We start from the raw sequence: 12,273 nt of genomic DNA on the forward strand, positions 1-12,273 counted from the left end.
CCGGCCAGGGGCACGAGCCCGCAGATGGCCTTGAGCGTCGTGGTCTTTCCCGCCCCATTGGCCCCCAGCAGGCTCACGAGGCGCCCCCGGGGGACGTCGAGGGTGACGTCCCACAGGGCCTGGCTGTCGCCGTAGAATGCCGAGATGGACTGGACCGTGAGCCCGCTCATGCTGCCGCCTCTCCCAGGTACGCCTGGATCACCGCCGGGTCGGCCGCCACCTGGGCGGGCCGGCCCTCGGCGATCTTCTCGCCGTAGTTCAAGACCACGATCCGGTCGCTGATGTTCATGATGACCCGCATGATGTGCTCGACCGCGAGGATCGTGGTGCCGAGGTCCTTGAGCTTGAAGATGAGCTCCACCGTCCGGTCCGCCTCGGTGGGGTTCAAGCCCGCCACCACCTCGTCCAGCAGCAGGAGGTCGGGCTCCAGCGCCAGCGCCTTGGCGATCTCCAGGCGTTTGCGCCCCGCCAGCGTGAGCCCGGCCGCCGAGTCGTGGGCCCGGTCCGCGAGCCCGGTGAACTCCAGCACCTCCCAGGCCTTGTGCTCCGCGTGGGCCCGCCGAGGATGGCGCAGGAGCGCGGCGATGGTCGTGTTCTCCAGCACGGTGAGCCCGGGGAAGGGCTTCACCACCTGGAACGTGCGGCCGACCCCCTTCTCCGCCATGCGATAGGGCGCCCACCCGGTCACGTCCTCTCCCCGGTACGACACCTTTCCCGCGGTGGGCTTGCAGTAGCCGCTCACCACGTTGAAGAGGGTGGTCTTCCCCGCGCCGTTGGGCCCGATGAGACCGACGATCTCGTTTTGCCCCATCTCGAAGCTCACCTCATGGAGGGCTCGAAGCCCCCCGAAGACCATCGAGACGGATTCCACTTTCAGGAACGGCTGGCTCATGGGCGCTCCTCCGCGGGCGGGGCGGTCCTGGGCTCGGCGGGCTTGGCTGGCGAGGCCGGCGGCGCCCCGGCCCGGCGGCGGCCGAAGCGCGACGTGAGCGCCCCCCACAGGCCGTCGGGCAGGAACACGACGCTCAGGGCGATGATGACCCCCAGGATGATCAGATAGAGCACCTGGTAGTCCGAGAGGTAGGCCCAGAAGTAGGTCTTGAAGGCGAAGATCAGCACGGCCCCGATGGCCGGGCCGATGAGGGTCCCCAGGCCCCCGAAGACCGCCATCACCACCGCCTGGTCGGTGACCAGATCCCCCAGGACCGAGGCGGGGTCGATGAAGGTGATCCAGTAGGCGTAGGCGCCGCCGAGCAGACCCGCAGGAGCCGCCGAGAGGAGGAACGCCTGGATCTTGATCCGCGTCGGCCGAAGCCCCAGGGACATGGAGCCCTCCTCGTCCTCCCGGATGGCCTTGACCTTCATGCCGAAGGGAGAGCGCTCCAGGAGGAACCACAGGCCGAAGAAGATCCCGGCCACCAGGACCAGGAAGAGGTAGAAGAAGAAGATGGGGTTGAGGAAGGGCGGCAGGCGCATCCCGTCGGGCCCGCCGGTGATGTCCAGGACCAGGGCGCCCTGCTGGATGGCCCGGGCGAGCGCCCAGGTGGCGATGGCGAAGTAGGCCCCCTTGAGCCGCAGGGTGGGGAGCCCCGCCGCAAAGGCGACGACCCCGGCCGCCAGGGCGGCCGCCGGCAGCGTGGCGAAAAAGGGCCACCCCCCCTGCATCATGAGGATCGCGGTGGCGTAGGCCCCGATGCCGAAAAACGCGCCATGGCCGAAGTTGACGCGCCCCGTGTAGCCGCCCAGCACGTCCCAGGTGATCGCCAGGCCGATCCAGAGCAGCGCCTCGGTGGCGATGCGCAGGACGAAGGTGTTCTCGGTGGCGAGCGGCAGGAAGGCCAGGGCCGCGAAGACCGCCGCGCACCAGGGCAGGTAGCGGGTGCGCATGGGTCACACTCCCTTCGCGAAGAGTCCCCGGGGGGACACGAGCAGGATGACCCACAGGAGGGTGAACACGGCCAGGAGCGTGTAGCTGGGGTTGCCGTAGATGAGGAAGAACGACTGCACGAGCCCCAGGAGGAAGGCCGCCCAGGGCACCCCGGCCAGGTAGCCCATCCCGGCGAGCACCACCACGAAGAACGCGAAGATCGTGTAGTCGCCCCCCATCTGGGCGCTGATGGAGAAGACGGCACCGATGAGGACGCCCGTCATGGCGCTGATGGCGACGTAGATCCCGTACACCCAGGAGCTCGTCCGGCGGGCGTTGATCCCCATGAGGCCCGCCGCCTCCCGGTGCTGGGAGAGCGCCCGCACGGCCAGGCCGAAGTCGGTCTTCTTGAGCACGTAGTGGAGGACCCCGGTGATGACCAGGGCGTAGGCGAGCCCCGCCAGCCGCACCGCCGGCACCGTGACGAACAGGTCTCCCCACTCGAAGAAGAAGGAGTGGCCGGCCAGGGCCGAGGGCGTGGAGCGGCTGAAGAACCCGAAGGCCGTGAGCGCCCCGCCCTTGATGGCGATGGCCAGGCCGAAGGTGAACACCAGCCCCATGAGGATGGGGTTCCCTCGCCGGCCGCTCAAGACCCGGTGGATCACCGGCTGGAGGAAGTACCCCACCGCCAGGAAGACGGCAAACGCAGCCGGCAGGAGCAGGAAAGGCTCCACCCCGAGCCACAGGTTCAGATAGTAGCCCAGGAAGGCCCCCAGCATGATCCACTCGCCCACGGCGAAGTCGATGATGTGCATGACCCCGTAGGTGAGGGAAAAGCCGATGGCGATGGTGATGTAGATGCCGCCGATCAGGAGGCCGTCGACGATTGCCTGGGGAAGGAGCACCATGGTCGTCCTCTCGGGGGGCCCCCGTTCCTCGCGGGCTCGGGAGCCGGTTGCGGCCGTGGGGCTTGCGTCCTGTGCCTACCGCGGGGGCGCCAGGCGGCGCCCCCGACCTCCGGGCTGCCGGCTGACAGCCGATCGCTGACAGCCGCACCCCCGCCCCGATCTCCCGAGGCGGGGGTGCGAGCAGCCTATCGCTGCTTCCACTCCGTCATCGGGTACTGGGGCTTGGCCTCGGCCTCGGCCGCGGGACCCACGATCACGGTCTTCCCGCCCTGGATCTGGATGGTCAGCGGGGTGAGGCCGACGTTCGCGTGGTAGAACTCGCCTTCTTTGGCAAAGTTGATGCGCCCGTAGAAGGTCTGGATGTCGAGGGTCTCCAGGGCCTTGAGGAGCGCGTCGCGCTTGGCCTCGTCCAGGGGCGGGGCGAGCTTGGCCTTCTGGAGGGCCGCCTGGAAGGCGATCCCCGCGGCCGAGCAGCCGGCTTGGGTGTAGTCGGCGGGCACCTTGTAGGCGTCCATCGCGGCTTTTCCGTAGGCGGCCGCGTCGGCCCAGAGGAGCTCGCCCTTGGTGTGGAGGGTGTCGGTCCACACCGATGCGCCGAAGACCTGCTCGGCGTCCTTCTTGAGGGCTTCCACGAAGGAGGGCTCGGTGACGCCGTAGTGCATGAGGAGCGCCTTGGGGGTGTAGTTCACCTGCTTCAGTGCCTTGGCGAAGTTGATGAGCTCCTCGTCGTGGCCCCCGAAGGCCACCAGGTCGGGCTTGAGGCCCCGCACCGCCGAGAGGAAGGGGATGAGGTCCTGGCCCGCCGGCACGATGTTGAACCGTTGCACGTTGATCCCCTTGGCCTCCACCGCCGCCTTGAAGGCCTCGGCGGTGGCCTTGGAGAAGGTGTCGTTGGAGCCCACGATGACCGCGGTCTTGATCGGAGGCTCCAGCGCCGTGAGGGTGTCGATGGGGGTGGCCCCGGTGTAGTTCACCGGCGGGATCGTGCCGAAGGTGTACTTGAAGCCCTGCCGCCAGATGAGGGGCGACTCGGCCGAGCCCGTGATCATGGGGATCTTGTACTTCTCGAGCACCGGTGCCGCCGCCAGGGTGACCCCCGAGGCGTAGGGCCCGAGCACGAAGTCCACCTGCTCCTGGGTGGCCAGGCGCTCGGCCCCATTGGCCCCCTGGGAGGGCTCGGACTGGGCGTCGGCGTAGATGAGCCGCACGGGGTAGCGCTTCCCCTCGATCTCGATGCCCCCCTGGTCGTTGACGGCCTGGGCCCAGAGGTCGTAGCCCCGCTTGGTGACGTTGCCCCCGGTGGCGAGGTCGCCGGAAAGCGACGTGATGACGCCCACCTTGTAGAAGTCGCGCGCCTGCGCCGCGGGCGCCGCGGCCACGGCCAGGGCCGCCAGGGGTACCAACCAGAGTCGCTTCATGGTGTGCCTCCTCTTCCCGTCGAGGTTGGGCCGCCAGGGGGGCGGCGGAAGTAAAAAGACGTGTCTTTGACAGGATGGCAAGATGTACAGGATGGGAGTTCAGGCGCCAGGTGGCGGCGTAGGTCGTGTTGGCGGAGCGCAACTCCGACCGGCGAAGCCGTCGGGTTACGCCCTTTGGACGAACCCGACCTGCATCCTGTTCATCCTGTCATCCTGTCCTCGTGCTCCCCTACCCCGCCTTCTTGGCGAGCATCCCCAGGCCCTCCTCCACCACGTCGAGGCCCCGGTGGAGGTCTTCGTCGGTGATGAGCAGCGGGGGCAGGAGCCGCACCACGTTGCTCAGGGAGCCGCAGGTCAGGAGCACCACGCCCCTGTCGCGCACGTAGGCCCCAAGCTCCTTGGTCTGCGCCGCGGCGGGGGCCTTGGTCTTGCGGTCGGTCACGAGCTCCATGGCCATCATGGCCCCCAGGCCCCGCACGTCGCCCACCATGGGGAAGCGCTCCTGCATCGCCCCCAGCCGGGAACGGATGATCTCGCCCACCCGGGCGCCCCGGTCGCAGAGCTTCTCCTCGTCGATGACCTCCAGGGTGGCCAGCGCCGCGGCGCAGCTCACGGGGTTGCCCGCGTAGGTGCCTCCCAGCCCCCCCACCTCCGGCGCGTCCATGATCTCGGCCCGGCCGGTCACCGCACTCAGGGGAAAGCCCGAGGCCAGGGACTTGGCCATGGTGATCACGTCGGGGACGACCCCGAGCACGTCGCTCGCAAAGAGCCTGCCCGTGCGGCCGAAGGCGGTCTGGACCTCGTCGGCCACGGTGACGATGCCCCGGGCGGCCGCGATCTCGTGCACCCGCTGGGCGAAGCGGGCGGGGGCCGGGATGAACCCGCCCTCCCCCTGGACGGGCTCGTAGACGATGGCCGCCACGGCGTCGGGGTCCACCAGGGTGACGAAGGCGTGCTCCAGGTTCCTGGCGCACTCCACGTCGCAGCTCTCGGGTCCCCCTGCGCCGAACGGGCATCGGTAGCAGTAGGCGAAGGGCAGGCGGTAGACCTCGTCCGCGAAGGGGCCGAAGCTCTTCTTGTAGGGCACGATCTTGCTGGTGAGGCTCATGCCCAGCAGCGTGCGGCCGTGAAAGCCGTTCTCGAAGCAGATCATCGCGGGCCGACGGGTGTAGCAGCGGGCCACCTTGACGGCGTTCTCCACCGCCTCGGCGCCGCTGTTGACCATCATGGTCTTCTTGGGGTGGGTGCCGGGGGTGCGGGCGTTGAGCTCCTCGGCCAGGCGCACGTAGGGCTCGTAGGGCATCACGTGGAAGCAGGTGTGGACGAACCGCTCTATCTGCTCGCGCGCGGCGGCCAGGATCCGGGGGTGGCCGTGTCCCGTGCCGATCACCGCGATGCCCCCGGCCAAGTCGATGAACTCCCGCCCCTCCACGTCCGTTACCCGGGCGCCCGAGGCACTCCGGGCGAAAAAGGTCGTGGTGTTGAAGGGCCCCCGCGGCACGGCCCGGTTGCGCCGCTCCAGCAGCTCTCGGTTGGTCGTCCCCATGTCGTTCCTCCCTCGGTTGGCGTCCTGCGGCCGCCGGGCCGCACCTGCCGCGGACCATCGTCCGGGTGAGACACCGTTTAGCAACGGCCGTGCCAATCTTAGAGGCCGCAAGGAAACAAAGAGGAATTACAGATGGTTGGGAGTCAAACGAGGGGAACGAAGAGGTGGTGGCGCTGGAGTGCTTGATTCAGTTATGGCTCATTTCCACTGGATGAGAGGTCGCGGCGGGCGAGATCGAGCCTAAAATGACTCACGAGACCCTTTGGATCGCTTTCGATCAAGCTGTATCGCGCGATCCACAAATGACTCACTCTTCGGCGGCGCCCCTCTTGCCCCGCCGCCTCACCCCGCCCCCTGGGGCGATCCCGTGACGCCGCAGCTTGCGGACGGCAGTGGCCTGGCTCGTGTGCAGGTAGGCCGCCACTTCCCGGGTGCTGGAGCACACCTGGGCCGCCTCCCGCAGGAGGCGCCGCTCCACTTCGTCGAGCTCTCGGGCCAGATCCCGGCCCCCGGGGGTGCCGGCGGGCGCCCCCCCCACCGCGTCCACCGCGTCCCCGGCACCCGGGGCGCCGGGGACCCCTTCGGGCAGGGCGGGGCCCGCCAGGGATGCATCGAGCACCTCCCCCTCGCTCAGGACCACCGCGTTCTTGATCAAGCTCTCGAGCTCGCGCACGTTGCCCGGCAGGGGGTGGCGGACCAGACGGTGGGCCGCGGCGGCCGAGAGGCGCTTGGCCGTGCCGTAGAGCTCGCTGTACTTGCGGACGAAGTAGCGGGCCAGAGGAAGGATGTCCACCGGGCGCTCCCGCAGGGGGACGAGCTTCAAGGTGAAGGTGTTGAGGCGGTAGAAGAGGTCGTGGCGAAACCGCTTTTTCTGCACCTGCTCGGCCAGGTCCAGGTTGGTGGCCGCCACCACGGCACAGGGCACCACCTTTGCCCGGGTGCCCCCGAGCCGGCGGATCTCGTGGTCGTCCAGGTACTTGAGGAGCTTGGCCTGGACGGAGAAGGGCATGTCGCCGATCTCGTCGAGGAAGAGGGTGCCCCCCTGGGCGAGCTCGATGAGCCCCGCCTTGCCTTCGTCGCGGGCGCCGGTAAAGGCGCCCTTCTCGTAACCGAAGAGCTCGGCCTCCAGGAGGTTTTCCGGGAGCGCCGCGCAGTTGATCTGGACGAAGGGCTTTCCCCTCCGACCGCTCTGCTGGTGGATGAAGTTGGCCAGCAGGCCCTTGCCCGTGCCCGACTCCCCCAGGATGAGGATGTTGGAGACGCCCCGTCGCGCCAGCCGCAGGGCCACGGCCAGGGTGTTTCGCATCTCGGCGCTCTCGGCCACGATCTCCTTGCCGGCGGAGTCCAGGGCCTTGAGGGCCTCGAGCTCCTCCTGGAACCGGGCGTTGATGCGCTTGGCCTCTTCGAGCTGGGTGGCCAGCGCCGAGAGCTCGGTCACGTCCCGGTCGTTGATCACCACGAAGGCGATCTCGCCCTGGGCGTCGAAGGAAGGGGTCCCCGTGACGAGGATCTTCTTCCCGCTGCGCCGGGCCTCCTGGATCATGCTCGCCTGGCGCCGGGTGCGCAGCACCGCCTCGGTGACCGAGGTGTCGATGACCCCGCTCGTCACGAGCTCGTGGACGTGCTTGCCGATGAGGTCGGCCGCCCGCACCCCGTTGAGCCGCTCCGCCGCCTCGTTCAAGTTGACGACGGTCCCGTTGCGGTCGACGATCCACAGGCCGTCGTGGCTCGTGTGGAAGATGGTCGCGAGCTCGTCGTAGAGGAGATCCACGTCGAGCCGGTCGCCGGGAAGGAGCGGGCTCGTCTGGCGAGACTCCACGACGGGGGGCTCCCGGCCCTAGCCGGACGAGGCGGCGCGCCGCCGCACGAAGGGGACCACCTGGGGCAGGAGCGCGCCGCTCAGCACCGCCATCCCGAGCCAGTCGGTCTCGTGCCCCGGCCAGAAGACGAGGAGCCCGCCCACCACCACCGCCGCGCGGCCGAGCCACCCCACGGGGTGGAAGAGGTGTCCTTCGAGGGCCGCCACGAACCCGGTGAGTGCCAGCGTCGACGCGACCACGGCAAAAACGACCTCGTCGAGAGGGCCGTTCAAGAGCAGCGGCGAGTACACCATGAGGATGGGGATCAGATAGAGGCCCTTGGCGAGCTTCCAGGCGACGAAGCTCGTCTTCATCACGTTGGCGCCGGCCAGCCCCGCCCCGGCGAAGGCGGCGAGCGCCACGGGGGGGGTCACGTTGGCGTCCTGGCTGTACCAGAAGACCACCATGTGCGCCACGAGCAGCGGCACCCCCATGTCCAGGAGCGCAGGTCCCGCGAGGATCACGAGCACGATGTAGGAGGCGGTCACCGGCAGCCCCATCCCCAGCACCAGGCTCGCCAGCAGGATCAGCACCAGGGCCGGGACGATGTAGCCCCCGGAGAGGCTCACCACCAGGTGGCTGAACTTGAGCCCCAGGCCGGTGAGGCCCACCACCCCCACGATGATCCCCGCTGTGGCGCAGGCCATGGAGATCCCGATGGCGTTCTTGGCGCCGGTTTCCAGGGCCTGGAGGGTCTTTCGCAGGTCCACCCGGGTGGCCCGCCGCAAAAACGACGCCAGAAAGACCGAGACCACCGAGACGAACCCCACCATCATGGGGCTGTAGTTGGCGAAGAGGAAGTAGAGGAGCACGCCGAAGGGGAGGAGGAAGTGCACCCCCTCCCGCAGGGTCTTCCCCAGGGGCGGCAGGTCCTCCCGGCGGGAGCCCACCAGGCCCTTCTTCACCGCCCACACGTGGACGAAGAGGAGCACGGTGAAGAAGTACAGGAACGCCGGAATGATGGAGACCGTGACGATCTGGAGGTACGGCAGCCCCGTGTACTCGGCCATGAGGAAGGCCCCGGCCCCCATGATGGGGGGCATCATCTGGCCCCCGGTGGAGGCGGCCGCCTCGATGCCCCCCGCCTCGTGGGGCTCGTAGCCCAGCCGCTTCATCAGGGGGATGGTGAAGCTCCCCGTCGCCACGGTGTTCGCGATGGCCGAGCCCGAGACGCTCCCCAGGAAGGCGCTGGCCACCACCGAGGTCTTGGCCGGGCCTCCCCGGTACCGCCCCGTGAGGGCGTAGGCGAGATTGATGAAGAACTGCCCCGCTCCCGTCACCTCGAGAAACGCGCCGAAGAGCACGAAAATGAAGACGTAGGTGGCCGCCACGGCGAGGGGGGTGCCGTAGATGCCCTCGGTGGTGAGGTAGAGCTGGGTCATCACCCGCTCCAGGCTGTAGCCCTTGTGGGAGAGGGCGCCGGGGACGTACTTTCCGAAGAAGGCGTAGGCCAGGAAGACGAGGGCGATACAGCTCATGACCCAGCCCGTGGTGCGCCGGGTGGCCTCCAGGACGAGCAGAGTGGCCAGGGTACCCAGGGCCATGTCCCAGAACGTGGCGTCCCCGATGCGCCAGATGATGTCGTCGTAGAAGATCAGGATGTAGCCGCCCACGACGAAGCTCAGGAGCGCCAGGAGGATGTCGGCCCCCAGGGCGAACCGGGTCTTCCGGCGCCCGCCCGCCGGAAAGAGGAGAAACACCAGCGCCAGGGCGAGGCTCAGGTGGATCCCCCGCTGGAACATGGCGCTTAGGAGCCCGATCCCGGCCGTGTAGAGCTGGAAGAGGGAGAGGGTGACGGCGAGGCCCCCCGTCACCCACCCCAGGGTGGTCCTGTGCTGCGCGGTCACGGCGTCTCCTCCCAGGGAGCGGGCCGGTCCGGCCCCTCGGGCCTTCGGTGCCGGAGCCACTCCCAAAGGCGGGCCGGTCGCCCGCCGATCCATACCCTGCGGCCGGACAGGGTCCGGCTCAATTCCATCTCTCGCCCCCGCACCTGCAACCGGTGGTCCTGGGGACTCTGTCCGACCCGCAGGGCGAAGCGCCCCACCGGGCGGTCCATCTCCACGACCCGCGTCCAGCCCCCGGGGGCCTCCACCGTCCGGCCGTCCCCGGCGAGCTGCCCCAGGCCGGCCCCCTGGGCGCGGTAGGCGTGCTCCCGCACCTGCACCTCGCCCCGGTTGCTCAGCGCATACACCTCGCGCACGGGCTGCCCCGTGACGGAATGGCGGTAGGAGAGCACCACCGGCTCGCCAGGGAGCACGGCTTCCCGCCACACGACGGGCCCCTCCTCGAGGCGGACCTCGAGGAGGGGCCGTTGGATGAGCCAGAGGGCTCCCAGCACAGCCGCCCCGAGCAGACCCCCGAGGAGCAGCCGGCCCTTCGCGCGCCTCACCCTACTTGGCGACGAGCTCCTCCGGCACGGTGAGCCCCTTTTCCTTCAGGTACTTCACCGCCCCGGGGTGGAGCGGGATGGGGGAGTTGGCGACCGAAGCCTCGGGCCGGGTGTCTTCCGCAGCCTTGTGGACGCGCAGGAGCTCCCCGTGGTTCTCGAAGATGGCCTTCGTGATCTGGTAGGCCAGATCCTCGGACAGGTCGGCGCTCACCACGGCCACGTTCCACACCGAGGGGTTCGGCACCGGACGGTCCACGCCCCGGTACACCCCCGCGGGGATCTCGTACTTGGAGTAGTAGGGGTGATCCTTGCGGATGGTCGCGATCTCCTCGTCGGAGAACGACAGGAGGTCGATGTCGTGGGTCGTGGCGAGATCGATGATGGACGAGGTCGGGGGCGCCACCGACCAGATCCCCACGTCGATCGTGCCGTTCTTGAGGGCGTCGGCCGTCTCGTTGAAGGAGAGGAAGGACGGCCGGTAGGAGCCCTTGCCGAGCCCCAGGGAGGTGAGCACCGCTTCGGCCTGAACCGCCGTGCCGCTGCCGGGGGCTCCGAGCGAGATGCGCTTGCCCTTGAGGTCGGCGATCTTCCCGATGCCGCTGCCCTTGCGGACCACGACGTGGAACTGGTTGGGGTACATGACGAAGAGGGTACGGATCTTCTTGGGATCCCCCTTGAACCGCTCGGTACCGGCGTAGGACTGGAACGCCGTGTCGCCCATGACGAGCCCGATGGCCGACTCCCCCTTGTCCACCAGCCGCACGTTCTCGACGCTGGCGGCGGTCACCTCGGCCACCGCGGTCACGCCGGTGACGTGTTTGTTGATCACCTCGGCCATGCCGCCCCCGTAAGGGTAGTACACCCCTCCGGTGCCGCCGGTCGCCACCGAGATCTGCTCGGTCGCCCCCGCAGGAGCCCAAGCCAGGGCCAGCGCCGCCGCCGCGATCCAGAACCTCTTCATCGCCTTCCTCCTTTCGAGTCGTGCATCAATCCACCGCTCGTTCGGGACGACTCTTTATAACCGGGTTTGGAGGCAGGGGGCAAGGAGAGGAGAAGGCGAATACCCAGTCTGCTCAGAAACGGGGCGGCATGACCCGAAGTGGGGTGGCCCGGCCACCTCCCCACTCCGAGCCAGCCGCTTCGGGAAGGGTCGTCACCCGGCCGGACTCGACTATGGCGACTGTTTCGCGTAGGCCCTCACTCGCGTGTTGGGTGAGCCACTGCTGTGCAAGGGAGATGACTTCAGGCAAACCGACATACGCACCGTTCAGTCGTCCAGGCCCGGCACCTGATCGCCGTAGACCGGGATGCGCTCCCGGGCTTCGGCGAGGCGCCCGCGCTCGATCCGCGCGAGCACGGCGCCCTCGCCGCCGCCGGCGTGGGCGAGGACCTCCCCCCACGGGTCGACCGCCTGGCTCGCCCCCTCGAAGACCGTTTCCCCGTCCCGGCCGGTCCGGTTGGCGCCCAGCACGAACCAGGCGTTCTCCACGGCCCGGGCCCGCAGGAGGACCTCCCAGTGGGGAGTTCGGGGGGCGGGCCACTGGGCGGGCACCAGCAGCGCCTCGGCCCCGGCCAGCGCCAGGCGGCGGCAGAAGACCGGGAACCTCAGGTCGTAGCAGGTGGCCACCGCCAGCCGCCCCAGGGAGCTCTCCCAGACCACGGGGGCCCGGCCGGGCACGAGGTACCGGTGCTCGTCCATGGGCCGGAAGAGGTGGACCTTGGGGTAGAGGGGGTGGCGCGTGGGGCCGGGCTCCACCAGGAAGGCAGCGTTGGCGACGCCCCCCTCCCAGGGGTGGAGGAGGCTCCCGGCCACGAGGCAGCCCCGGTCTCGCGCCCAGGCGGCCACGGTCTCCAGAGTGGCGGGGGCCCCCTTCGCAAGCTCCGGCGCGTTCTCCAGGGCGTAGCCGGTGCTGAAGAGCTCGGGGAGCAGCACCAGGCCGGGCCGCTCCGGCAGCGCCTCGAGGAGGGCCTGGGCCCGCTCCAGGTTGGCCTTGGGGTCCCCCCGGACCACGTTCCACTGCAGCAGGGCGGCGAACCAGCTCTCGGTCGGCATGGGAGACCCTCCAGGCGCAGGGGGCGGGTGTCGAAGCGAGTTCGAGGGGGGCGTAACCGGCCGGCCGCTCTCCATCCGGAGGACAACGAGAAACGAGTGTAGGAGCCTGCTCCCGCAGGCGACTTGCCACGCTAGCGGCAGGGTGAAGGGTCGGCCTTCGGCCGACATCGCCAGCAGGAGCTGGCTCCTACAGAGGAACCGGACCGGATCCGCGCTCGACCGGTTACGCCCGT

Annotated in this window: 11 protein-coding genes and 1 pseudogene; 1 reads left to right on the plus strand and 11 read right to left on the minus strand. The window is 69.3% G+C overall.

Going from position 1 to position 12,273, the window contains the following annotated elements; translation table 11 throughout:
* The 10 genes from AB1578_16825 to AB1578_16870 all read right to left on the minus strand — a co-directional run.
* On the minus strand, window positions 1-170 hold a 170-nt coding region (locus AB1578_16825), incomplete at its 3' end, for an ATP-binding cassette domain-containing protein (protein ID MEW6489567.1).
* Entirely contained in the window at window positions 167-892 is a 726-nt protein-coding gene (locus AB1578_16830; GenBank protein ID MEW6489568.1) for an ABC transporter ATP-binding protein, read from the minus strand. The genes AB1578_16830 and AB1578_16825, both read right to left, overlap by 4 nt.
* Complete coding sequence (locus AB1578_16835; GenBank protein ID MEW6489569.1) at window positions 889-1,887, minus strand: branched-chain amino acid ABC transporter permease; 999 nt, start codon at window positions 1,885-1,887, stop codon at window positions 889-891. Before AB1578_16835 ends, AB1578_16830 begins: the two co-directional genes overlap by 4 nt.
* A gap of 3 nt (window positions 1,888-1,890) precedes the next feature.
* The gene (locus AB1578_16840) at window positions 1,891-2,775 is read right to left on the minus strand and encodes a branched-chain amino acid ABC transporter permease (GenBank protein MEW6489570.1); all 885 of its coding nucleotides are present in this window, start codon (window positions 2,773-2,775) and stop codon (window positions 1,891-1,893) included.
* A 185-nt stretch (window positions 2,776-2,960) separates the two neighbouring features.
* Complete coding sequence (locus tag AB1578_16845; GenBank protein ID MEW6489571.1) at window positions 2,961-4,193, minus strand: amino acid ABC transporter substrate-binding protein; 1,233 nt, start codon at window positions 4,191-4,193, stop codon at window positions 2,961-2,963.
* 229 nt (window positions 4,194-4,422) lie between these two features.
* A complete protein-coding gene (gene gabT, locus AB1578_16850) occupies window positions 4,423-5,739 on the minus strand; it encodes a 4-aminobutyrate--2-oxoglutarate transaminase (protein MEW6489572.1) in 1,317 nt (438 codons plus the stop codon).
* A gap of 307 nt (window positions 5,740-6,046) precedes the next feature.
* Window positions 6,047-7,558, minus strand: a complete 1,512-nt coding sequence (locus tag AB1578_16855; GenBank protein ID MEW6489573.1) for a sigma 54-interacting transcriptional regulator — start codon at window positions 7,556-7,558, stop codon at window positions 6,047-6,049.
* 18 nt (window positions 7,559-7,576) lie between these two features.
* Window positions 7,577-9,445 (minus strand): TRAP transporter permease, encoded by a 1,869-nt coding sequence (locus tag AB1578_16860; GenBank protein MEW6489574.1) that lies wholly within the window; start codon window positions 9,443-9,445, stop codon window positions 7,577-7,579.
* A complete protein-coding gene (locus AB1578_16865; protein MEW6489575.1) occupies window positions 9,442-9,987 on the minus strand; it encodes a DUF1850 domain-containing protein in 546 nt (181 codons plus the stop codon). Before AB1578_16865 ends, AB1578_16860 begins: the two co-directional genes overlap by 4 nt.
* 1 nt (window position 9,988) lies before the next feature.
* Entirely contained in the window at window positions 9,989-10,948 is a 960-nt protein-coding gene (locus AB1578_16870) for a TAXI family TRAP transporter solute-binding subunit (GenBank protein MEW6489576.1), read from the minus strand.
* A 166-nt stretch (window positions 10,949-11,114) separates the two neighbouring features.
* On the opposite strand from AB1578_16870, the pseudogene AB1578_16875 reads away from it, so the two are divergent.
* A pseudogene (locus AB1578_16875) lies at window positions 11,115-11,279 on the plus strand (type II toxin-antitoxin system VapC family toxin).
* On the opposite strand, the gene AB1578_16880 reads toward AB1578_16875, so the two are convergent.
* A complete protein-coding gene (locus tag AB1578_16880) occupies window positions 11,255-12,040 on the minus strand; it encodes a nitrilase-related carbon-nitrogen hydrolase (protein MEW6489577.1) in 786 nt (261 codons plus the stop codon). The pseudogene AB1578_16875 and the gene AB1578_16880 sit on opposite strands and share 25 nt — an antisense overlap.
* Window positions 12,041-12,273: the final 233 nt, after the last annotated feature.

It is taken from the genome of Thermodesulfobacteriota bacterium, assembly GCA_040756475.1.
GTDB lineage: Bacteria > Desulfobacterota > Deferrisomatia > Deferrisomatales > JACRMM01 > JBFLZB01.

Coding starts and splice junctions, on each gene's coding strand:
- AB1578_16830 (MEW6489568.1), bottom strand. CDS start 892: ATGAGCCAGCCGTTCCTGAAAGTGGAATCCGTCTCGATGGTCTTCGGG.
- AB1578_16835 (MEW6489569.1), bottom strand. CDS start 1,887: ATGCGCACCCGCTACCTGCCCTGGTGCGCGGCGGTCTTCGCGGCCCTG.
- AB1578_16840 (MEW6489570.1), bottom strand. CDS start 2,775: ATGGTGCTCCTTCCCCAGGCAATCGTCGACGGCCTCCTGATCGGCGGC.
- AB1578_16845 (MEW6489571.1), bottom strand. CDS start 4,193: ATGAAGCGACTCTGGTTGGTACCCCTGGCGGCCCTGGCCGTGGCCGCG.
- gabT (MEW6489572.1), bottom strand. CDS start 5,739: ATGGGGACGACCAACCGAGAGCTGCTGGAGCGGCGCAACCGGGCCGTG.
- AB1578_16870 (MEW6489576.1), bottom strand. CDS start 10,948: ATGAAGAGGTTCTGGATCGCGGCGGCGGCGCTGGCCCTGGCTTGGGCT.
- AB1578_16880 (MEW6489577.1), bottom strand. CDS start 12,040: ATGCCGACCGAGAGCTGGTTCGCCGCCCTGCTGCAGTGGAACGTGGTC.